Annotated in this window: 18 protein-coding genes; 9 read left to right on the forward strand and 9 right to left on the reverse strand. The window is 71.4% G+C overall.

What is annotated here, in order from left to right:
• Positions 1-84: 84 nt before the first annotated feature.
• From GA0070562_RS20430 to GA0070562_RS20465, 8 genes are all read right to left on the reverse strand, one after another.
• Positions 85-936: a replication-relaxation family protein gene (locus GA0070562_RS20430; RefSeq protein ID WP_091424721.1), complete on the reverse strand. Its 852-nt coding sequence runs from the start codon at positions 934-936 to the stop codon at positions 85-87.
• 202 nt (positions 937-1,138) lie between these two features.
• Positions 1,139-3,574, reverse strand: a complete 2,436-nt coding sequence (locus GA0070562_RS20435) for a type IV secretory system conjugative DNA transfer family protein (protein WP_476737601.1) — start codon at positions 3,572-3,574, stop codon at positions 1,139-1,141.
• Between the two features lie 26 nt (positions 3,575-3,600).
• Positions 3,601-5,352: a VirB4 family type IV secretion system protein gene (locus GA0070562_RS20440; protein ID WP_091424729.1), complete on the reverse strand. Its 1,752-nt coding sequence runs from the start codon at positions 5,350-5,352 to the stop codon at positions 3,601-3,603.
• On the reverse strand, positions 5,349-6,242 hold the full coding sequence (locus GA0070562_RS20445) for a PrgI family protein (RefSeq protein WP_091424731.1): 894 nt from the start codon (positions 6,240-6,242) through the stop codon (positions 5,349-5,351). The genes GA0070562_RS20440 and GA0070562_RS20445 overlap by 4 nt, the downstream gene beginning before the upstream one ends.
• A 3-nt stretch (positions 6,243-6,245) precedes the next feature.
• Complete coding sequence (locus GA0070562_RS20450; protein ID WP_091424735.1) at positions 6,246-7,226, reverse strand: conjugal transfer protein TrbL family protein; 981 nt, start codon at positions 7,224-7,226, stop codon at positions 6,246-6,248.
• Between the two features lie 2 nt (positions 7,227-7,228).
• On the reverse strand, positions 7,229-7,519 hold the full coding sequence (locus GA0070562_RS20455) for a pilin (protein WP_091424736.1): 291 nt from the start codon (positions 7,517-7,519) through the stop codon (positions 7,229-7,231).
• Positions 7,520-8,026: 507 nt separating this feature from the next.
• Positions 8,027-10,456 carry an ABC transporter permease gene (locus GA0070562_RS20460; RefSeq protein ID WP_091424739.1) on the reverse strand — a complete coding sequence of 810 codons (2,430 nt, stop codon included), beginning with the start codon at positions 10,454-10,456 and terminating at the stop codon, positions 8,027-8,029.
• Positions 10,450-11,223, reverse strand: coding sequence for an ABC transporter ATP-binding protein (locus GA0070562_RS20465; RefSeq protein ID WP_167435540.1), 774 nt, complete (start codon positions 11,221-11,223; stop codon positions 10,450-10,452). Before GA0070562_RS20465 ends, GA0070562_RS20460 begins: the two co-directional genes overlap by 7 nt.
• 168 nt (positions 11,224-11,391) lie before the next feature.
• Here GA0070562_RS20465 and GA0070562_RS20470 point away from each other — a divergent pair, with 168 nt between their 5' ends.
• Complete coding sequence (locus GA0070562_RS20470; RefSeq protein WP_254663831.1) at positions 11,392-12,549, forward strand: sensor histidine kinase; 1,158 nt, start codon at positions 11,392-11,394, stop codon at positions 12,547-12,549.
• Positions 12,546-13,214: a response regulator gene (locus tag GA0070562_RS20475; RefSeq protein ID WP_091424744.1), complete on the forward strand. Its 669-nt coding sequence runs from the start codon at positions 12,546-12,548 to the stop codon at positions 13,212-13,214. Before GA0070562_RS20470 ends, GA0070562_RS20475 begins: the two co-directional genes overlap by 4 nt.
• A 75-nt stretch (positions 13,215-13,289) precedes the next feature.
• Here the strand turns inward: GA0070562_RS20475 and GA0070562_RS20480 are convergent, their stop codons facing one another.
• Complete coding sequence (locus tag GA0070562_RS20480; RefSeq protein ID WP_254663832.1) at positions 13,290-14,099, reverse strand: hypothetical protein; 810 nt, start codon at positions 14,097-14,099, stop codon at positions 13,290-13,292.
• A 382-nt stretch (positions 14,100-14,481) separates the two neighbouring features.
• On the opposite strand from GA0070562_RS20480, the gene GA0070562_RS20485 reads away from it, so the two are divergent.
• From GA0070562_RS20485 to GA0070562_RS20515, 7 genes are all read left to right on the forward strand, one after another.
• Entirely contained in the window at positions 14,482-14,991 is a 510-nt protein-coding gene (locus tag GA0070562_RS20485; protein ID WP_254663833.1) for a hypothetical protein, read from the forward strand.
• On the forward strand, positions 14,984-15,826 hold the full coding sequence (locus GA0070562_RS20490) for a TRM11 family SAM-dependent methyltransferase (RefSeq protein ID WP_091424747.1): 843 nt from the start codon (positions 14,984-14,986) through the stop codon (positions 15,824-15,826). The genes GA0070562_RS20485 and GA0070562_RS20490 overlap by 8 nt, the downstream gene beginning before the upstream one ends.
• Positions 15,827-16,240: 414 nt before the next feature.
• Positions 16,241-17,287, forward strand: coding sequence for a DUF4192 domain-containing protein (locus tag GA0070562_RS20495; RefSeq protein WP_254663834.1), 1,047 nt, complete (start codon positions 16,241-16,243; stop codon positions 17,285-17,287).
• Positions 17,288-17,292: 5 nt separating this feature from the next.
• A complete protein-coding gene (locus GA0070562_RS20500; protein ID WP_091424751.1) occupies positions 17,293-17,745 on the forward strand; it encodes a hypothetical protein in 453 nt (150 codons plus the stop codon).
• Positions 17,746-17,977: 232 nt separating this feature from the next.
• A complete protein-coding gene (locus tag GA0070562_RS20505; protein WP_091424754.1) occupies positions 17,978-18,256 on the forward strand; it encodes a hypothetical protein in 279 nt (92 codons plus the stop codon).
• Positions 18,257-18,516: 260 nt separating this feature from the next.
• The gene (locus GA0070562_RS20510; RefSeq protein ID WP_091424757.1) at positions 18,517-19,182 is read left to right on the forward strand and encodes a GGDEF domain-containing protein; all 666 of its coding nucleotides are present in this window, start codon (positions 18,517-18,519) and stop codon (positions 19,180-19,182) included.
• A complete protein-coding gene (locus GA0070562_RS20515; RefSeq protein ID WP_091424760.1) occupies positions 19,179-20,483 on the forward strand; it encodes an AcrVA2 family anti-CRISPR protein in 1,305 nt (434 codons plus the stop codon). The genes GA0070562_RS20510 and GA0070562_RS20515 overlap by 4 nt, the downstream gene beginning before the upstream one ends.
• The last annotated feature ends 236 nt before the right edge of the window (positions 20,484-20,719 follow it).

Raw genomic sequence — 20,719 nt, forward strand, 5'->3', positions numbered from 1 at the left:
CTGACAGCACGTCCTCGACCAGTAATCGTGATCATGTGCTTCACCTGCGTTGACAGGTTCCGGCGGGTCGGCTGACAGGTCGTGTCAGAGGACGAAGACTCCGTCGTCGAAGTTGGGGTTGTCCGCCACCGGCTGACCGTGGTCGGTGGGTAGCTGCGCGAGCCCGACTCGGCCGGTGGCGCCGACCGGCAGCCACACCGCTTGCGCCGGGTCCGTGTCATGGGTGGCGGTGGCGACGAGGACGTCGCCGCGTCGCCCGCGTAGGAGCCGGTGCAGGTGTTCCTCCCGGGCGGCGCTGCCGAGCCAGAACAGCACCGGGTACCGGATGCCGACGCGTCGGGTCAGGGTGGCGTAGCGGTCGAGTTTGCCGATCAGCCGGCCCAGCGGTTCGGTGCCGGTGTCGGCCTCCAGCCAGAACCCGACGCTGGCGCCGGCGGCGGTCCAGATGCCGTGGCCGTCGGCGGTGATGGTGCGGAACTGCCGGGTGGTGGTGCGCTCCGACCACCACCGGTCCAGACGCGCCTCGGGATGGCTCCGGGTGTGGGTCTTGAGCCGGACGAAGAACTCGTTGACGGTGAGCAGGTGGGTCAGGGTCGGGCTGGCCGACACCCGTTGCACGGCTTGCCGGCTCGCCCGGGCGGTCGGCTCGGGGCGCTCGTGGGCGGCGGCCTGGAAACGACGCCCGTTGTGGCCGAGGGTCCAGTGCCACGGATGGCTGCCGCCGCCGGTGCGCGCGAACCGGAACCGGTCCAGCAGGCCCAGCCCGTACAGCTCGCTGAGGCGGATCTGGCAGGTGCGTCGGGCCAGGAAGAACAGCTGGTGGATCTGATCGGTGGTCAGGACCTGATGGTCGTCGAGGAGGTGGAGCAGGTGCCGGTCCCGGCTGGTGATGTGCGGGTAGATGGCGAGCAGGTCAGCAGAGCGTGTTTGCGGCATGGGTACCCCTGCGGAGAGAGTCCCGGTAGGGAGTCTGGATGAGTTGATCTCGCGGACAGGCCGACGGTAGGCCGGGTACGGGCAGGTCAGGCACCTGACAGGCCGGTGGGGGAGGGCTCGGGTGAGGTCTCGTCTCGCGGACACCCCCAAGCGAGCCCTCACCGCGGCACCCGGACGAGGCCCGAAACGAGCAGGCCGTTGCTCAGCGCTCCCGGCTGGCCATCCGCCGTTTCATCGCCGATCGGGCGACCTGCTGCATCGGCGGCTCACCGTCGGCGCGGCGGTGCGCGGCGGCGCACTCCTGACGGATCGCGGTCGCCTCACCCACCACCTCCGCCGGCGGGTTGGTGGTGAACGTGAACGCAGGCAGCTCCCGGTTGGCGACCAGCAGCCGCGCGGCGGCGGTGTAGACGTCGAGGTGGGCGAGGTCGTGCTCGTCGAGCTCCGGTTTGGTGTGGCGCGACAGTTCCCGGGCGTCAGCCGGGTCGACGTTGAAGAACAGCTTCGATCGGGCGTTGGCTGACACTGCTGCGGCGACATCCTTCGGGAGCTGGGCCAGGTCCTGGTGCGCCAGCACCAGACCCAGCCGGAACCCTCGTGCCTCGGCCAGCATGTCCCCGACCGAGCCGGGCAGGGTCAGGAAGTTGTGACACTCGTCGACGTACAGCACGGCGTCGCGGCGCTGGTCCTCCGGGATGCTGGCGCGGGCGATGGCGGCCTGCCAGACGCGGGCGACGATGAGCGAGCCCAGGATGCGCGTCGTCTCCTCCCCGAGCACCCCCTTTGGCAGTCGGCACAGCAGCACCCCGCCGTCGAGCACCCGACCCATGTCGAACGAGCTGTGCGCGTTGCCGATGACCGACTTGACGAAGTCGCGCAGTAGAAACGCGCGTAGCCGGGCGAGGACGGGGGCGATGACCTGGCCGCGGAACTGCTCGTTGATGCCGTCGTACCAGACCCAGAACCCGCCGAGACCGTCCGGGTCGTCCAGGCCGTGGGTGAACCGGGCCCGGAAGTCCTTGTCCTGCAACAGCGACGGCACGAGGCTCAGCGTCGGTTTGGCGTGGCGCATCAGCGTCAGGCACGCCACCCGCATCGTGTCGTCCATCCGCGGCCCCCACTGCCCCTGGAATATCTTCGCGAAGATCCCCACCAGGTTGTCCACCGCCAGGTGCGGGTCTCCCCGGTCATCGAGCGGGTTGAAGCAGCCGGGGTTCTCCTGGTCCGGGTCGATGATCACGATCTTGCCGGCGGAGGTGGCGGGGAGCCGGTCGAGGATGTCGGTGATCAGGTCTCCGCGCGGGTCGATGACCACCGTGCCCCGGCCGGCTTTGATGTCGCCGAGGATCATGTTCAGCAGCAGCGTGGACTTCCCGACGCCGGTCTTGCCGACCACGTGCACGTGCTGGCGGGCGTCGGTGACGGTCAACCCGACCTTGTGGCGGCCGATCTGCGCGCGGCCGAGCATCTTGACGCCACGCCCACCGCCGGGGACCTGCACGGGCGCCGGCACGGCCTTCGCTCGGGCGCGGTCCAAGCCGGGCACGGCAAGGTCTTGCGGCAACGCGGCGAGGGCCCCGAGTTCCGCCACGGTGGCCAGGAACCCCCGCCGCAACCGGCGCCCGGCGAGGGTGGCGACCGGGTGGGGCATCTTCATGCGCCGCAGCCGGTTCGGGCCCGTGTACGCCGCGGCGGCCGAGGCGATCGTGTGCCCCAGCCCGATCAGCCGCTCACGGATGCGCTTGGCCCGCCCCGCATCCAGTGGTGTGGTGTCCGGGTCGCGGGCGACGGCGAACCGGACCGCGATCTCGAAGTGCGGCACCCGCACCGCCTTCTCCACCACCGTGCGGGCCTCAGCGGCGGCCACCGGATCCCGCTCGGCCACCCGACCCGCCGCAGCCGAGCCGCGCGGCGGCCTGGACGGGCCGGGTGTGAACACCTCGAGCAGCCACAGCAGCGGCTCGACGGCCAGCCTCGCCATACCGGACACCGCCCGCGCGGCCAGGTCCGGCCGCCCGTGCGGGTGGGTGGCGGCGGTTGCCGCGGCCCGGCGGGCGGCGCGGACGCGGCGGGCTGGCGCCGGCCGGGCGAGGACCTGCACGCAGGCGTGCTCGCGGGGGCCGACCTCGGCGCCGGCGGCGAGCAGCGCCCGCAGCGGATCGGTGTCGTGGTCGCTGCGCAGCGGCAGCCCGTCGGGGTGCTGCGGCCAGTGCGCGCCGCCCACCCCCTCACCGACCTGCGGCGGGATCGGCGCGGCGGCATCTGTGGTGGTGATGGTGGCGGCGGGCCAGGCCGCGCGGACGGCGGCCTCGACCGCGCCGGGCGGCACCGTGCCGGGCACCCAGACCCGGATGGTCAGCGCGCGGCCGGTCCACGTGTACTCCCAGCCGACATGCGGGTAGCCGAACACCCGGCGGCGCCACACCGACGGCGTGAGGACGCCGGTGAGGGTGGTCCAGAACGCTGCGGCGGCCTCGGCGGTGACCTGCGGCGGGGCGGCGACGGTCAGCCATCGCGCGCCGGCGGTGAACCGCCGATGCCGCCAGGCGAGCACCTGGTCATGCCCGAACACCGCCGCGACAACGATCGCGGCGGCGACGAAGGCCAGCCACGGCCGGGCGAGCACCCAATGCCCCATGTTGGCGGGCCAGCCCGGGGTGGCGGTCACTCGGTCTCCCCGATGCCCGTGACGGCGATCGTGTGCTCCGCGGCCGACCCGACGCTGCGGAACGGGATCCGCGACCGGCCCGCGACGAGCAGCCCCTCGCCCCGGGGCGCGGCCAGCAGCAGCCGTGCCTCACCTGCGGTGAGGTTGAACGCCTCCACGACAGCGTCGATCGACTGGGTGCTCTGGCGCATCAGCACCTGCGTCGCGGCGTTGGACACCACGGCGAGCCCCAGGTCGGTCGACAGCACATCAGCCGCGTCCTGCGTGACGACGCACAACCCCGCCGACCGCTTGCGGGCCGCCTTCGCCATCCGGAACAGGAACCGCGCGCCTTCACCGTCGCGCATCAGCAGCCAGGCCTCATCCACCACCACCAGATGCCGACCCCGACTAGTGCCGGCTGGCGGGGTGTCGATGCCCGACCAGATCGAGTCGAGCGCCAGCAGCGTGCCGATGGTCCGCAGCTCGTCGGGCAGGTGCCGCAGCGACCAGACCACCAGGTGCCCGTGCGGGACGGTGGTGGTAGGCCCGTCGAACAGGCCGGCGAAGTTCCCCACCGTCCAGGGAACGAGCCGGGCGGCCAGCTGCCCGGCCGCCGGGTCCCCGTCCCCGGCGAGCACCTCGGCCAGGTCGCGCAGCAGGGGAGCGGGCTTCGTCCAGGTGCCCGGGTCGGCGTTGATGCCTGCGCGGGCGTAGGTGGCGGTGATGGCCCGGTCCAGGGCGGCGCGTTCGGCTGGCGGCGGGGCCGCGCCCAGCATGACCGCGATCAGCGTGTGCAGGTACAGGCCGCGTCGGGTGAGCGTGTCCGGCCGCCGGTCGTCGGGCAGGTCAAGCGGGTTGATGCGCACCCCGGGCACGCCCAGCTGCACGACCGTGCCGCCGACGTGGTCGGCCAGCGGCGTGTACTCGTCCTCAGGGTCGATGACGCTGACGGTCGTGCCCTGATAGAGGTTGCGCAGGACGTCGAGCTTGACGAAGTAACTCTTGCCCGCCCCGGAGCGAGCGAGGACGACCGAGTTGTGGTTGTCCTGCGCCCACCGGTTCCACACCAGCACCCCGTTGGAGGTCGTGTTGACCCCGTACAACACCCCCTCCGCCAAGGGAATGCTGCCGGGTGTGGGGGCGGGAAGGTCCGGGGAGGCGAGGGGAAACGCCGCCGCGAGAGAGGTGGTGTCCAGCACGCGGCGCATCCGCAGCGGGTCCACCCCGACCGGCAACGTCGAGAGCCAGCCGTGCTGATGGCGGAACGTCGCCGGCTGCAGGTCCAACAGCACGCTCGCCGCCGCGGACTTCATCCCAGCGGTGAGGGTGGCGAGGTCGTCGAGGGTGCGGGCGTGGAGGGTGACGTAGATGCCGACCTCGAACAGCTTCGCCGCCCCGCGGGCGACCCGCTCGGCCAGGTCCGCGGCGTCGGCTGCGGCGGCGTCGACCATCGGGTCGCCCAGCCGGCCGGCGTCGGCGTCGAGCCGGCGGGAGGATTCGAGGCGGGCGCGTTGCCGCTTCAGCATCGGCGCGGCCAACTGCGGCACCACCGGGTCCAGGTGCACGGCGACGTCGACGCGTCCCGGGTAGGACAGCAGCGGGTCGAGCCACGCCGGGCCGACCTCCGCCGGGTAGCCGCACACGACGTAGGTGGCGGCGTACCCGTCACCAACCCGCACATGTGACGGGGTGACCGACAACGCGGCCGGCGACGGCATGCCCTCTACGCCTCGGACACTCTTCTTGGGGGTCTTCAACAGGTTCATGTGCTGCTCCGCAGAGTGATGGGGACGCCGGGCACCGCGCGGGGGCCGGGTGCCGGTGGGGAGAACGGGTCGACCGCGCCCGCGAGCGCGGCGCACACCGCAGGCCCGTCCAGCACGGTGGCGTGCACGCCGAGCCCGGACAACGCCCGCACGGCGGTGTCGCCGGCTCGCGCGCCGGTGACGACCGCGAGGACCTGCCGGCGCAACGGATCACGCTCGCCGTCGAGGTCCAGCAAGAATCGGGCGTGGTCCTCGGCGGCGGCCTGCAGCGCCCGGTGCGGCAGGCGCCGGGCGTGATTGGCGACAGCGCTCGCGTGTGCGGCCAGGTCGTGGCGCTGCGCGGCCACGACGATCTGCGCCGGCCCGGTCAAGCCGTTGAGGAACCGGCCGAACCCGTCCAGCAACGCGCCCTGCTCCCCGCCGGTGCGCAGGTGAATGTTGGTGGTGCCGCAGGCGATCACCACCTTGTCGCTGCCCCCGCTGGTGAGCACACCAGCGGGGCTGACCGCCGTCACCGGCGACCGCAACAGCGCCGGCACGATCGGCTTCCCCTCCACGGCCGCGACCGGGACCGCGCGGGCCGTCCCGGGTGTCAGCACGCGAGGGCTGTGCGAGAGCGTGAGGGCGTGCCGCAGCCACACGTCCAAGGGCAGGCCGTCGCGGCGGCCGAGCGCCACCACGACCGCGACAGCGAAAACGACAGCACCGCCGACGAGCCACACGGGCCGCGGCAGCAGATGCCCGAACGAGCGGTAGACACCGGCAGCGGCCAAGCCGACGCTGCCGATGATGCCGAGCTGACGGAAGGTGAGCCCGAACGCGACCCGGTCCGGCTCGTTGACGTTGGCCGGCACCACCGCACGCGGCGCCGCCTCATCCAGATTGTTCATTGATCACTCCGGGCTGGGGTAGACGCCGGGCATGTGGCGGTAGGGCGGTCGGATGGGGTTGCTCGACGCCAGCGGGGTGCGCCGGACCGGGGCGGCTCTGAGTCGGCCCAGGTTGCGGGTCATTCCCTGCAGGGCCACCGTTCGCAGGACGACGCCGCCGATGCCGACGCTGCGGCCCTGCTGACCGGAGAACCGCCGCACTAGGCTCGGAACCTTGACCGTCATCCACAGCACGACGACCACGAGCAGCAGGTTCAGGGTGTCGGAGCCAGGCAGGCCGAGCAGGACCGGCAGGTTCCCCCGCGGATCGATCACCAGGTTGACGCCGGCCGAGAACGTGACCGCCTGGAGCGTCGGGGTGGCCAGACAGCCCAGCACCGACCGCCACCACAACTGCGCGACCCGCTCTGTCCAAGGGGTCGCGTGGCACGCCAGGGCCACCGGCGCGACACCGGCCAACACGACCAGCACCGCGATGCGGATCAGCCAGCCGCCGACGAGCAGGAACATCAGCACCACGATCAGCAGCCCGATGATCAGCATCAGCAGACCAGAACTCGGATCACCCATCGCCGAAGCGAGCCGCGCCTTCACGAACGTGACCGCCTCGGTCGTCGGGGCGTCCACCCCGGCAAGCGACGTGGTCAACGCGTTCGCCACCTCGATGAGCACGCCGGTTAACGGAACCGCGAACGCCGACAGGACCAACCCGACCACGAGCCGCGGCACAAGCTGCTTGACCGTGTAGCGGGTCTCGACGGAGTCGCCCAACATGACCGCGGCGCCCGCGGCGACGATCGCGAGAATGAAGCAGGCGTCGACCACGAGGGCGCTCTTTCCGGCGATCGACTGCACCTGCGGCAGCCCGGTCACATCCGGCGACACGAAGATCGAGGACGTCAGGAAAGCCAGCAGGCCACCGAGAAGATCGATTACTCGCTCGGCGAGCCAGCGGACCAGATCGTTCATCAACCAGGTGGTCATCCTCAGCCGCCGAGGATGCCCTGCAAAACCTGCAGGATCACCGGGGCCAACACCGCCAAGGCGTAGCCGACCAACGCAGATTTGAAGTTGCCCTTGGCCTGCTCGACCTGGGCCGGGTCACCGCCGGCGGCCATGTACCGCAGACCGCCGATGACCAGGAACATCGTCGCGACCAACGCGATGATGCCCATGATCCAGCCAGTGATGTTCGAGATGACCTGATGGATAGATTTGACCGACGGCGGCTGTGGCGCGGCGGCGATCTCCGACAGGACAGACAGCGTCAGGTGCATGACGGCACTCCAAAACGGTTCTGTGTGCCGCCCGGCGGAGACCTCGGGGAGGGACCGGTGTGGGTCGGTGGGGGCGCTCCTCCCTCGCGGTCTAGCGCAGGGATCGCGGTGTCAGTACGCCGCGCCGGCCATGCCGAACTCACCTCAGACCCGCCACGCGAACGACCTCCGCCGGGCGGACATGCCATGGAAGGCATGCATCGCCCAGAACTGCGCTGTTAGACAGATCGAACCCGGCTGCCGCCTGTCACGCCCTGACACGACCAGTCAGTGAGCGGACGACGACTCGATCCTTGGCCCTGCTCGGGCCAGCCGGGGCGGCACCTCGAAGCTCAGCCACAGGCACGGCGCAACACACTTCGGCCATCCCCACTCCCGGCCTGCAGGCGCGGCAGCACCAGTCCTCTGCCGCACCCGTCGTCGGGCGTCTCGACCCGATGTCCGTCCCCGGGGAGCACCAGCTCCCTCCGTCCAGTGGAGAAGGAGCACGGTGACTGTGGCACGGGTTCACCCCACGATGCCGACGGGAGACCGCGCGGGACCGGGACGCAGTGACCGCCAGGTCGGCAGTGCGCTCGCCAGCACCGCCAGGAGCAGGCAGAGGCCCACCACCCCGCCGACCACGGACCACGGCAGCACCAGGTCGACCGGTACGCCGGCCTGCTCGGCGAGGCCGGCACGGATGCTCAGCAGACCGACGAACGCGACAGCCCCTCCGAGCAGTGCACCGATCAGCACCACCAGGGCGGACTCGGCCGTGACCAGCCAGATGACCTGCCTTCGGGTCGCACCGGCCAACCGGATCAGCCGCAGGTCGGCCACCCGGCCGGCGGCGGCCATCAGCAACGTGTTCGCCACCGCGACAGCCCCGTAGCCGGCCGAGACACCGATCAGTAGCAGCGTGAAGAGCCAGACGAGGCGGTCCTCGGCGCGGTCCGCCTCGGCCGCCCACCCGGGCACGTCGACGATCCGTGCTCCGATTGGAGGATCGATCCGGTCCTCAACGTACACCGTGGAGGTGAGCGCCGAGGGGTCGTGTGCCCGCACCACGGATCGTGGCAGTAGCAGGTCGCCGGGGATCGAGTCGTCGGTGACGACCGCGACGACGCGCAGCGACACCGACTCCCCATCGGCGAAGACCAGCGCGTACGGCTCGGCCGGCTGCCGGTTCGCCGAGGCGGGGAGGACCACCGTGTCGTCGCCGCTCAGGTCGTTCAGTGAACCGGCGACGACGGTGAGCGCCCGGTTCGCGGCGGCGAAGCCCGCCGGGTCCACGCCGAGCGCGGTCAGTGGCCGGTTCGCCGGCGGCGAGTTCGGGTCGCTCTCGTAGACCGTCGTCGGGAGGAGGGCGGTGCCCCGGGTTGCCGCTACGGCCTGGTCCGACAGGCCTGGTGCGCGGTCGGGCACGACGATCCAGCCGGCGTTGACGTTGTCGGCCCGGCCCGCCGCGTAGGCAGCCGTGGTGGTCCGCACCATTCCGGCGACAAGCACCGCGAACGCAACAGTGAGCAGCACCGGGGCGGCGATCGAAGCGGTCCGCCGGGTCGCGGTCGACACCCCGGCCCGGACCAGCATCCCGATCGCGCCACCCGGTCGGCGCACCGGCCACCGCAACATCCGCACCAGCGGGCCGACGACCGCCGGAGCAAGCACTGTGGCACCGGCCACCAGGGCCATCACCGCGTACAGGGCGTACTGCGCCGCGACGCGGGCCTCGCCGGCGGTCGCCGTCCCGACGCTGAGAGCGCCCCCCACCGCGACGAGCAGCGCGCCGGTGGCGATGCGCAGCCGCCCGATCGGTCGCTGCTCGACCGCGGCATCGCGCAACGCCTCAAGCGGTCGGACCCGGGCCGCTCGGCGCGAGGCCGACCAGACTGCCAGCAGCGAGATCACCGGCCCGGCGACAAGCGAGAGCGCGACCGGCCAGTGCTCGTACCCGACCTTGAAGGTCGACGGTTCGAAGCCGGTGTCGACGAGGAGCCGACCCAGCAGCGGTGCGAGCCCGCCGCCCACCAGCAGGCCGGCGATCCCGCCCGCGGCGCCGACGACGAGCGCCTCGCCGTACACCATGCGGCGGACCTGACGCCCGGTGGCGCCGACGGCGCGCAGCAGGCCCAGCTCACGGCGGCGCTGCGCGACGGTGAACGCGAAGGTGGAGGCGACCACGAACACCGTGACGAAGCCGGCGAGGGCTGCCGTGGCGGTGAGCACCTGCATGCCGATCCAGCGGGTGCGGGCGTCGTTGCGGGGCTCCAGGGCGCCACGCGCGTCGCCGGTCAGAACCGATCCGTCCGCGCCGACGATTCCGCGAGCCGCCGTGGCGACCCGCTCGGGGTCCGCGCCCGCCGCGAGCACCAGCCCGATGGCCCGGACGCCGGGCGCGAGCGTGGCGGCCACCTCGTCGGCGACATGGACGCCGGGCCCGTCGACCAGGCCGGTGACGGTGTACGGCTGCGGGCCTGCCGCCGTCAGCAGGGTCACCGGCACGCCGGGGCGCAGCCCGAGTGCACGGTCCACCACCACCTCGCCGGGCCTGCGGGGCGGCTCGCCGGCAGTGAGGCGCAGTCCACCGAGTCGGGCGCTGGCCCAGCCGTGCCCCTGGTGGGCGTCCTCCCGCCGTCCATCGGTGCCCGCGGGGCGACCGTCGACGAGCGGCTGCGCGTAGAAGGTCCGGTCCGGCACGGCCGCCGCGACACCGGGCAGGGCGGCCAGCCGGCCGACGAGCTTCGCCGTCGTGGTGGCGGACCAGGGCCGCGTCGGCACGAACGAGTCCGGCGATGCGCCCGCTTCGGGGCTCTGCACGACGACCGCCGCCCGCGCGAGCCGATCCGGCACCTGCGGGCGCCCGGAGGCGAGAAGCAGGGTGGCCGCCGCGACCAGCGTGACCCCGATGGCCACGGCCACGAACGCGCTGACCGACCGCCTGATGCTCAACACGACGGCCCCGCAGGCGCGGCCGCGTGCTCGGACGGGCGGGCTTCCCGCTCGGCGATCCGCGCGGCGACCACCGCCGCGGTGATCTCGCCGTCCATCTCGTCGACGACGCGGCCGTCGGCGAGCAGCAGGACCCGATCGGCGTACGCGGCGGCGGCGGGATCGTGGGTCACCATCACGACGGTCTGCCCCTGGTCGTCGACCAGTGCGCGCAGCAGTCGGAGCACCTGCCGGGACGCCGCGCTGTCCAGCGCGCCGGTCGGCTCGTCGGCGAAGACCACCGCCGGGCGGGTGATCAACGCCCGGGCCACCGCGACGCGCTGCTGCTCGCCACCGGACAGCTCACCCGGCCGGTGCCCGGCCCGGTCAGCCAGCCCCACGGCGTCGAGCGCGGCGGCGACGTCCCGGGCCGGCGGGCGGCGGCCGGCCAGGCGCAGCGGCAACTCGACGTTCTGCGCCGTGGTCAGGGTGGTCACCAGGTTGAACGCCTGGAACACGAATCCGATCCGATCGCGGCGCAGCCGGGTCAGCTCGTCCTCACCCAGGTCGTCGAGGCGGGTGCCGTCGATGGTGACGGTCCCCTCGGCCGGGCGGTCCAGCCCTGCCGCGCAGTGCAGCAGGGTGGACTTGCCCGAGCCCGAGGGGCCCATCACCGCCGTGAACGTGCCGCTCGCGAAGCCGGTCGTCACGCCGTCGAGCGCCGTCACCCGCCGGGTCCCGGTGCCGTACACCGCGCGTAGCCCCGTCAGGGTCACCGTGTGTGTGGTCATGGCCGCCACGGTGCCCGGTGTGCGGGGTGCGCGCGTCGTGCCGGCGTGGACACTTTCCGGCCCTCCGCCGGGTGGAGGCGGAGAGCCGGAATCACCGGTACGTCGTCCTCCGGGATGACCGCCCGCAGGTGGACGCATCGGACCCGGCCGGCCGATACCGTCGTGCGGGTGACAGCTCCCCTGCTGACCCGGCGGCTGCGGCCGGTGGACCTGTACGTCGTGGACGCCGTGCTCGCCGTGGCGGTCGGCGGGCTGCTCTGCCCGTACGCGGCCCTGGAATCACCGCTGCACGGTGGCGTACGCGAGCCGCTCTGGGTGTCCGTGCTCGTCGGGATGTCTCTCGGGCTGCCGTTGGCCGTCCGGCGACGGTGGCCGGTCCCCGTCGCCGTCATGATCAGCGGCAGCACCGCAGCAGCCCTAGTCACCGGCGTGATTCCCAACTTCGCCGCTGCCGCTCCGGCGGTCGCCGTCGGTCTGTCCTTCTACACGGTGGGCGCGTCGACGGCCACCCGCCGTTCGCTGCTCGGCGCCGCTGGTTGTCTCGCTCTGGTGAGCGTCGCGCTGGCGCTGACCGCTGGTGATCTCTGGTCGCGGACCGGTGCCGTGGTCTACGCCGCCGTCATGATCGCGCCTGCCTGGGTGATCGGCTGGTTGGTCCGTGAGCGACGCGCCCTCGCCGCCCGGCAGGGTGAGCATGTGGTCCGGCAGGCCGTCGCCGAGGAGCGGTTACGGGTGGCGAGGGAACTGCACGACGTGGTCGCCCACACCTTGAGCCTCATCGTGGTGAAGGCGGCGGTCGCCAACCACGTCGCCGAGACCGACCCCCGCGAGGCGGGGGCCGCACTGCGGGTGATCGAGGAGACCGGCCGCAACGCGCTCACCGATGTACGCCGGGTGCTCGGCATACTGCGTGAGGACACCCCGTACGCCCCGGTGCCCGGGCTGGACGAGCTGCCCGTGCTCGCCCGGCAGGCGGCGATCGGTGGGGTGGACGTTCGGCTCGACGTACGGCGGGAGGAACCGGCCGGCGCGGTGCCGGAGTCGGTGGGACTGACGGTGTACCGGATCGTGCAGGAGGCGGTGACCAATGTGGTGAAACACGCGGCGCCGGCCGCCTGCCGGGCGACGGTGACCGTCACGCCTCGCGAGGTCCGGGTCGAGGTGACCGACGCCGGCCGCCGGCCTGTGCTGTCCGGCGGGGAGGGGCACGGGCTGATCGGCATGCGGGAACGGGTGACGTCGCACGGAGGTGAGTTCCACGCCGGGCCACGCTCCGGCGGCGGCTACGCGGTGACGGCGCGCGTGCCCTATCGGGTGGCCGCGTGATCCGGGTGCTGATCGCCGACGACCAGGCGCTGCTGCGCGGCAGTTTCCGGCTGTTGGTCGATTCGACGCCGGGCCTCACCACTGTCGGCGAGGCGGGCACCGGCGTGGAAGCTGTGGCGCTGGCCGCCGAGCACCGGCCGGACGTGGTGCTGATGGACGTGCGGATGCCGGAGATGGACGGCATCGAGGCGACCCGGCGGATCTGCGGCGACCCCGCCATCGCCGGCACCCGGGTCGTCATCCTGACCACGTTCGACCTGGACGAGTATGTCTACGGGGCACTGCGGGCCGGAGCCAGCGGGTTCCTGCTCAAGGACACCCCGCCGGCGGAACTACTGGCCGGCATCCGGGTGGTGGCCGCCGGAGAAGGGCTGCTCGCGCCGACGGTGACCCGGCGGCTCATCGACGAGTTCGCCCGTCGGCCCGAACCGGCCCGGCCGCTGCCACGACGGCTGGACGGGGTGACCGAGCGGGAACGGGAGGTTCTCATGCTGATCGGCCGGGGCCTGTCCAACGCGGAGTTGGCCGGGCACCTCGGTCTCAGCCTGGCCACCGTGAAGACGCACGTCGGGCGCTTGCTGACCAAACTGGCGGTACGCGATCGGGCGCAACTGGTCATCGTCGCCTACGAAACGGGTCTGGTCGAGCCTGGCCGCCTGCGCTGAGAGCATCGCCCCTCTGCACCGGCCCGAGTACTGAGACCGACGGGGACGGAACGAGGAGCAGGTGCGCGGATCCGCCTACCGTGCGGAAGAGGCGCGCCTCGGTTCCTTGCGGTTTTCACGCCGTGGCGCTCCGCCCTCGGAGGGTTCGACGGCCATGGTCAGTGCCTGAGCTCGGTACCCGGAAGGAATCGGGCCGGACAGGTCGCCCCGGCTGACAGCGGCGGCCACGAGGTGCTCGGCGCGACGCCGGCGCATCCGCAGTGCAGATGCGGTCACGCCTTGCTCGCCGGCCAAGTGCTCGATCAGGGCGTCGCCGAAACGGGTCGCGCTGATCAGCTCGGCGGTGTCGGGGGTGATCAGGCCAGCGGCAGCTGCCCGGCCGAGCAGCAGGTCGGGATGCCCATAGGGCATTCTGGGTGTCCGCGAGCCGGTAGCGAGGTCGGGTGGCAATTCCTCACCATCGTCGACCTTGACGACCGCGACTGCGGCGCGCCAGCCGGCCCAGCACAACCGGAGCCATAACCGAGGCGGCGCAAGGTCTGCGGTGCGGAGAGCGTCAAGGAAACCAGCGAGGACTTCGGAGTCCACATCGTCGGCGTGCCTCCGACTGCCGCGGCTGATCCTTGCCGCAAGGTGCGTCAGCGCCGGGAGCGCGACGCCGATCGCGCCTACGACCCAGGCCGGCCCCCACTCGCGGGCGTGGTGGGCCAGCTGTCGCCACAGCACGTCGGTGGTGTCGCTGCTGTGATGCTCGCCGAGCAGCAACGTGCGTAGCTCGTCCAGCGGCAGTGGCCGGTCCGGCAGGCCCGGTACCGGACGGGCGTCGAACATCAGCGGTGCGGGTTCGCAGGTCAGCAGCTCGAACGCCTTCTCGGCGGTGCTCAACGCCGTGTGGGTCGGCGTTGCATGCGTCGTTGGTGCCACGGTGAGGTCCCCTCGACCGGAGGACGTCGCCTGGTGCGACGTTCCCGAGGCCCTCGATTGGGACAGCTCAGCCTGACACCAGAGTCGGTTGTCAGGGTCGGACGGGTCGTGTCCGACCCTGACAGGTCCACACCGGTCAGAGCGGGTCGACCTGCTGACCTGGCGCCGCTTGCCGCCGGGGTGATGGGTCCTGTCAGACCGGGGGTGGGTTCGATCGGCCTGTCAGCGTGGCCCTGGGAATCGTCAGTACGTCCGCCGGTCCGGGGGCCACGTGCCTATGACCGACAAGAATCCACGTCGCGCACCCGATCCTGTAGGGGATGTGGTGCCCGGCGACCCGCCCGTGCCGATCACCGTGTGGCCGGTCCCCGCGCCGCAGGCGGGGGAGACCATGTCCAACGCGATGGGCGTGCGGCTGGTCCACAATCTCAGCCACTCATCCGATCTGATCATCGACTTGACGGTGGGGCCGCAGTTGGCCCGCGCGATTATCGGCACGCAGCGCCGTGCCCATCTGACCCTGGCGGGTCCTGGAGAGCGGGGCCCGGAACCGGCGACGCTGATCGTGTCCGGCTGGCCGCCCCACGAGGCCGCCGCGCCGGAAGAGTTCTTCACCCGCTGCCGTGCGAGTTTGCTGCCTGGTGGCTGTGTCGCGGTGCTGCTGCCGCACGACGACGTTGCCCTGCCTGTCGACGTGGTCGTCGCCGCCAAGCGGAGCGGACTGATGTATCTGCAGCACGTCGTGGCGGCTGACCGACCGCCCCGGCGTGGCCTGCGCACGCACCTCGACATCCACACCGACGTGCTGATCCTGACCCGAGGCACCACGCAGCGCGGCGACGGCCATGGGTGACTCGCTTCCGATCACCTCGGTGTGGCTGACCTGCCAGATACCCGCCCGTGACCAGCGGCGCGGCCGGTACATTCCGACGACGTCGAGCCATCCGGCCAAGATGCTGCCCCACGCGGCTGCTCATGCCATCGCCACCTACAGCCGGCCGGGGGATCTGGTTTTCGACCCGATGTGCGGGGTCGGGACCACCCTGGTCGAGGCCATGCACCTCGGCCGTCATGGACTCGGCATCGACATCGAACCCCGCTACACCGCCATCGCCGAGGCCAACATCGCTCTTGCCACGGGGCAAAACGCCCCCGGAACCGCGCGGGTGTTCACCGGCGACGCCACCGGACTGCTCGACCTGGTGCCCGCAACCATCGTCGGCCAAGTTTCGCTCGTGCTCACCTCGCCGCCCTACGGACGCGGCACTCACGGACTGGTCCAGACGACGAGCGCCGGCGTGCGCAAGCGACACCACCACTACGGGGACCGGCACAGCGGCAACCTCGCCTACGGTGGTTGGTCGCGTCTGCTCGATGGGTTCGCCACGATCCTCGCCGCCAGCTACCGGCTTCTGCGCCCCGGCGGGATCGTCGTGATCACCTGCCGGCCGGTGCGCCGCCAGCGCGACGACCTGATAGATCTGCCTGGCGAGCTGCTCGCCGTCGCCCGGTCGGTCGGGCTGATCCCGGTGCAGCGGTGCGCGGCGATGCTCGCCGCTGTCCGCGACGGGCAGATCGTCCACCGGGCCAACATGTTCGTGCTGTTGGCTGTGCGCCGCGCCCGCGACGACGGCATTCCCATGCACTTGATCGCGCACGAGGACGTCCTCGTGCTACGGCGTCCATAGACGCCTTTGTTGGCGCTGCCGCCGAGCTGCCGGCATCGCGGCGGCTGGGCTGTCAGGACCTGACAGATAGCCAGGTCTGACACGTCGGGCCCTGTCTCCGGGAGCCCGAATAGCCTCAGGGCTCCTTCTCTTCTCTTCCTCTCGCGCTCGTCTGACGCGTCCGCGACGGCATCGCGCCCACCGCTCCCGGTCGGCCGCCACCGCCAGCCTCAGAACGCCGCAATCCGTCAAGCCCGCTCGTGTCTTCGGCGATCAGGCGCTCCATCCATCGGTCAGGCGGCCACCACTCGGGTGGCCGCCGCTGCCGTCTGTCACGAGCCGGACGCCGACGCCGGCACCACCTGTCATCAGGGCTACGCACCCCGCTCGCCCGCATGCCGTCGGCAATCCCATCCCCTCGAACCGAGTCACATCGTGGAGGTCATCGTGTCGTCACCCGAGAACAAAGTGACAGTCCGCTCGCCGGCCGATCTGGCCGCTGCAGTGCCCTATCTCATCGGCTTTCATCCCAGCGAAGGCAGCGTCGTCGTCATCGCCTGCAACGACCGACGGATCGTCTTCGCCGCTCGCGGTGACCTGCCGACCGGTGCAGAGCACGCACACCAGCTGGACGCCCTCGCCGATCAGTTCATCCCCGTCGTGCAGCGGCAACAACCGCTCACCCACGTGGTGATCATCGGCTACGGCACGCCGGACCCCATCGACCCGGCGCTGCGCGCCCTCAGCGACGCCTTCGCCGCCGCCGGACTGCCCGTCGTCGACTTGCTGCGGATCGCTAGGGATCGCCTGTTCAGCCTTATCTGCGCTAATCCTGCCTGCTGCCCGCCCCAGGGAACCCCGTTCGACCCCATCGCATCAACGGTTGCGGTCCGGGCGACCATCGCGGGCGTCGTGGTTCGACCCGACCGGGCGTCGGTCGCCGGCCAAATCACGCCGGTGAGCGGCGCCGCGCGCGACGCCATCCAACGGGCCAGCCGCGAGGCGCGCATCCGACTGGAGGCATTGCACGTGGTCGGCGGCACCGCGATGTATGAGGCCGGTGAGCGGGCCGTCCGCGACGCGCTACGTCGACACGACGCGGGAGCGCGACTCACCGATGACGAGGTGGCGTGGCTGACCACATTGCTGGTCGACCGGGATATCCGGGACGTCGCCGTCGGCCTCACCGAGCCACACAGCCGGCACGTCGACTTCTGGGCCGACATCACCCGCCGCGCCGACGAGCCGCTCGTACCGGCGCCGGCCACCCTGCTCGCCGTCACCGCCTGGCGCTGCGGCGACGGTGTCCTCGCCGCCATGGCCGCCGAACACGCCCTCCACATCGACGGCGCCTACCAGTTCGCCGAGACGGTCCTTCAAGCCCTACAGGCCGGGGTGCCCCCGACCGTCGTCGAGGAAGTCCTCAACGACGTCGACTCCGAACCGACCGCCCTGCCCGACGACCCGATGGAACAGGAGTAACGATCATGGATCCCGTTCGCGCCATCCTGCTGGCTCTCGCCCGTAGAGCACAAGAAGCCCGGCTGTCCTGGTATGCCGAGCGCGCCGCCCTGCGCGCCCGCGGCGAAACACCCACCCACGGCAACTCGTGGCCTTACAGCGTCCAAGCCGACCTCTGCCTGATCACCGCCATCACCGCAGCCGACCTGCCCGCGAACTTCCGTCTCTACGACACCTCGCTGTCCCGAGACCCCCTCGCCGCAGCCGCGCAACTCCGCGAGGTTGCCTCCGCCTACGACCACAGCGGCCCGATCGAGGCCGAACACGAAGCAGCCCGGCTGGCGTACAAACGGGCCTTCGCCGAACCGCTCACCCCACAGGAACAGCACTACGTCGAACTGCTCGCCGATCTTCCCGCCGCACGCCGAGACAAGGTCATCGAGGCGGCGGAGGAACGTCTCCGACACCGTCCGGCTTGAGCCCCAGCTCGCCGCGACGCCTGCCGCCAGGGACGTCAGCCTCCCATCGCGCCCACCGCAGTACCCGCTTGACAGGCCCGAGCAGCGCCAGCCTTTCCGCAGGGGTCAAGAGCAGGGGAGTGCAGCGCCGGAGAACCAGCGCCGCTGGCGGTCTCCGGGTCAGCCTTCGCGGCCAGCAGGTCGTCGGAGGCAGCGACTCGGCAACGTCGCGAGATCTCCATGAAAGGAACCCATGAGCCTCTACACCCTCGTACCCAGGCCGGGCTTCGACCGGTACACGATCCAGGTCGGCTGGAGCCCACACCGCACCTACGTCGCCACCCTCGTCGACTTCACCTGGGACCCGGTGACCGAACCCGATCGGCAACCCGCCGTCATCCACCTCGGCCGGGTCGAGACCATTCTCGACCCGGCCGAAGTGCTCTCGGCCCTTGAGCCCTACGCCGACATCCCCGCCGAGCTCCCGGCCAGGCTCCGCGCCGACCAGGCCAAACACCCGGTACGCCGCTGACACCATCTCGCGACCAGTCACGAGGTGACTGGCTGCTGTCGTATCTGCAGTGCGGTTCGACGTGCCGCTGTCCGGCGCCGCCGGCCTGGCCCTGGCCCGAACGTTCCGGCCACCAGTGCCGCGAGTCCTTGCAGCAAGAACCGAACCGGCCCGCCACTGGCGGGCCGTCGTCGTATCAGGACCCGGGACGCGCCGCCTACGAAACGTCCGCGTCCCGGGTTCTCCAACAAGGGAGGACCCCAGTGTCCCGACCACTGCTCATGATCGCCACCGCCGTGGTGGCCTACGTCCTGGGCCGGCTCACCGCCTGGCCGACCATCCACCGCCTACGCCACCAACTCGCCGACACCCACCGCTCGATGCTCTACGACCCGCTCACCGGCATGCTCAACCGCGCCGGCCTCCGCGCCGTCCACGCCGCCCTCGCCGACGAGCCCTCCGCCCAGCCGATCATCGTCGCCCTGATCGACCTCGACGACTTCAAGCACGTCAACGACACCCACGGTCACGACCACGGCGATGACCTGCTCATCGCTATCGGCGACCGCATCGCCGACCTCGCCGCCCTCCATGGCGGCGCCGCCGCACGGCTCGCCGGCGACGAATACGCCGTCCTCCTAACCAGCCGCGCTGGCGAACCGGACCGCATCGCCGACGCGCTCGCGACGATCATCGCCGAGCCCGTCGCCCTCGGCACCGACGAGCACTCTGTCACCGCCAGCATCGGCCTGGCCCTCGTCGAAGCCACCGATCCGCTCACCGACGTCGCGCTCCACCGGGCCGACGTCGCCATGTACCACGCCAAACGCAACGGGCGGAACCGATACGCCACCTACCAGCCAGGCATGACCATGCCACCCGCGCCCCACCGCCGCGGACCACGCCTGCGCGATCGCCGACGCCCGATCGACGGAGCCCCAGCATGACCACCCCACTCGAAGAGATGGCCTGCCGCACCTGCCTGGTCCCGCTCAACACCCTCGGCACACCACCCACCCACGTCCACCCGGTCCACCTCGCCACCGACGGACACACCCCCGAGCCCGCCCCGGTCAGCCAACTCGCCACCGTCCGCCGGACCTGCGACTTTTGCGGCGACCCCTACCCGATCTGGACGCTGCACGGCGCAAACGTCACCGCCGTCGCCATCGGCTCCACCGCCACCCTCGTGCAGAACTTCGGCGAGACGTGGGCAGCATGCGCCACCTGCCAAACCCACATCGACGACGGCCGCCCAGACCTGGTCGTCGACCGCGCCGTCCAAGCCCTCGACGTCCGCACCAACCCGGAAGTACGAGGGCGCATCCAGGAACTGCACCTGGCATTCCTCGACGCCCGCCTCCCCGACCGCACGCTCCTCACCACAACCCCCTGGCCAGCGGCATCCATCGCAGCGAAGGACCTGCCCAAGGTGCGCGACCGGCTCACCCACCTCTACCGAGGCAACGACCACCTGCCCGCTGCGCTCGGACTTACCGAAACACGCGCCCAGGTCGCTGACGGACTCGACCAGTCGCGCCTGTACTGGATCGACGACGACTTCACCGACCTCGCCGAACACGCCGCCACGCAGCTCACCGCCCTCACCATCGGCCACGACCTCGGCCCGCCGGCCAACGTACTCATCACCTGGTCGCGGCCCGTGACCCAACACCAGATCACCGCCGCCTCCTGGACCTTGGCCAACAACGGCTGGCAGCTGGTCCTCTACCGCGCCATCGGCGCCGGACTCGACGGCAAACCCCTGCAACGGCTCCGGGAGCAAGTCGGCTGGCTCGTACCCATGACGGCCGCCCACCTCACCGAGCAACATCTGATCGATGCCGGCCACCCCGCAGCCGCCCTGTTCGCTACATGGCTGCTGATCACTCAGAAGGCCGCAGAGGTCGACGTCGCGAGAGTCGACAAAACCATCGCCAAGGCCTATGCCCGTACGAAGCGGGACCAACCAGAGGTGCGCATCGTGCGGATCCGCGGCCGCCGCAGCCCGAGCGACGCAGCAGAGACGACGCCGGGGGAGCAAGGGCAGCGCCAGAGTAGCCGGTTCTGGGTTTCCGGCCACTGGCGCAACCAAGCCCACGGCCCAGGCCGATCGCTTCGCCGCCCGGTCTACATCAACCCATTCCTGAAAGGGCCAGCCGAGTCACCGCTGAAGACCAGTACCACCGTTCGCATGCTCAGCAGCCACAAACCGCAGGGTGAGGAGCCGACCCCTCGACCAGCGTGACCTGATGTCAGGTGGTGGCAGGGGCCGTCCCCTGCCACCACCAACAGCAAGGGCCACCTCTGCATACGGCAGCCTCCACGGCGAGACCAAAAACCGACACTCACCAGGCTTTCTGCCGTGGGAAGTCAAGGATGCGCCTCTATGACTCGGCGATGGTGACGCTTCGTCGTCCGGAGCTCGGCCGAGCAGACGACTACGTTCACACCGAAGAGGTCACTGGTTCGATCCCAGTATCG

The sequence above is a fragment of the Micromonospora tulbaghiae genome, from assembly GCF_900091605.1.
Lineage (GTDB): Bacteria > Actinomycetota > Actinomycetes > Mycobacteriales > Micromonosporaceae > Micromonospora > Micromonospora tulbaghiae.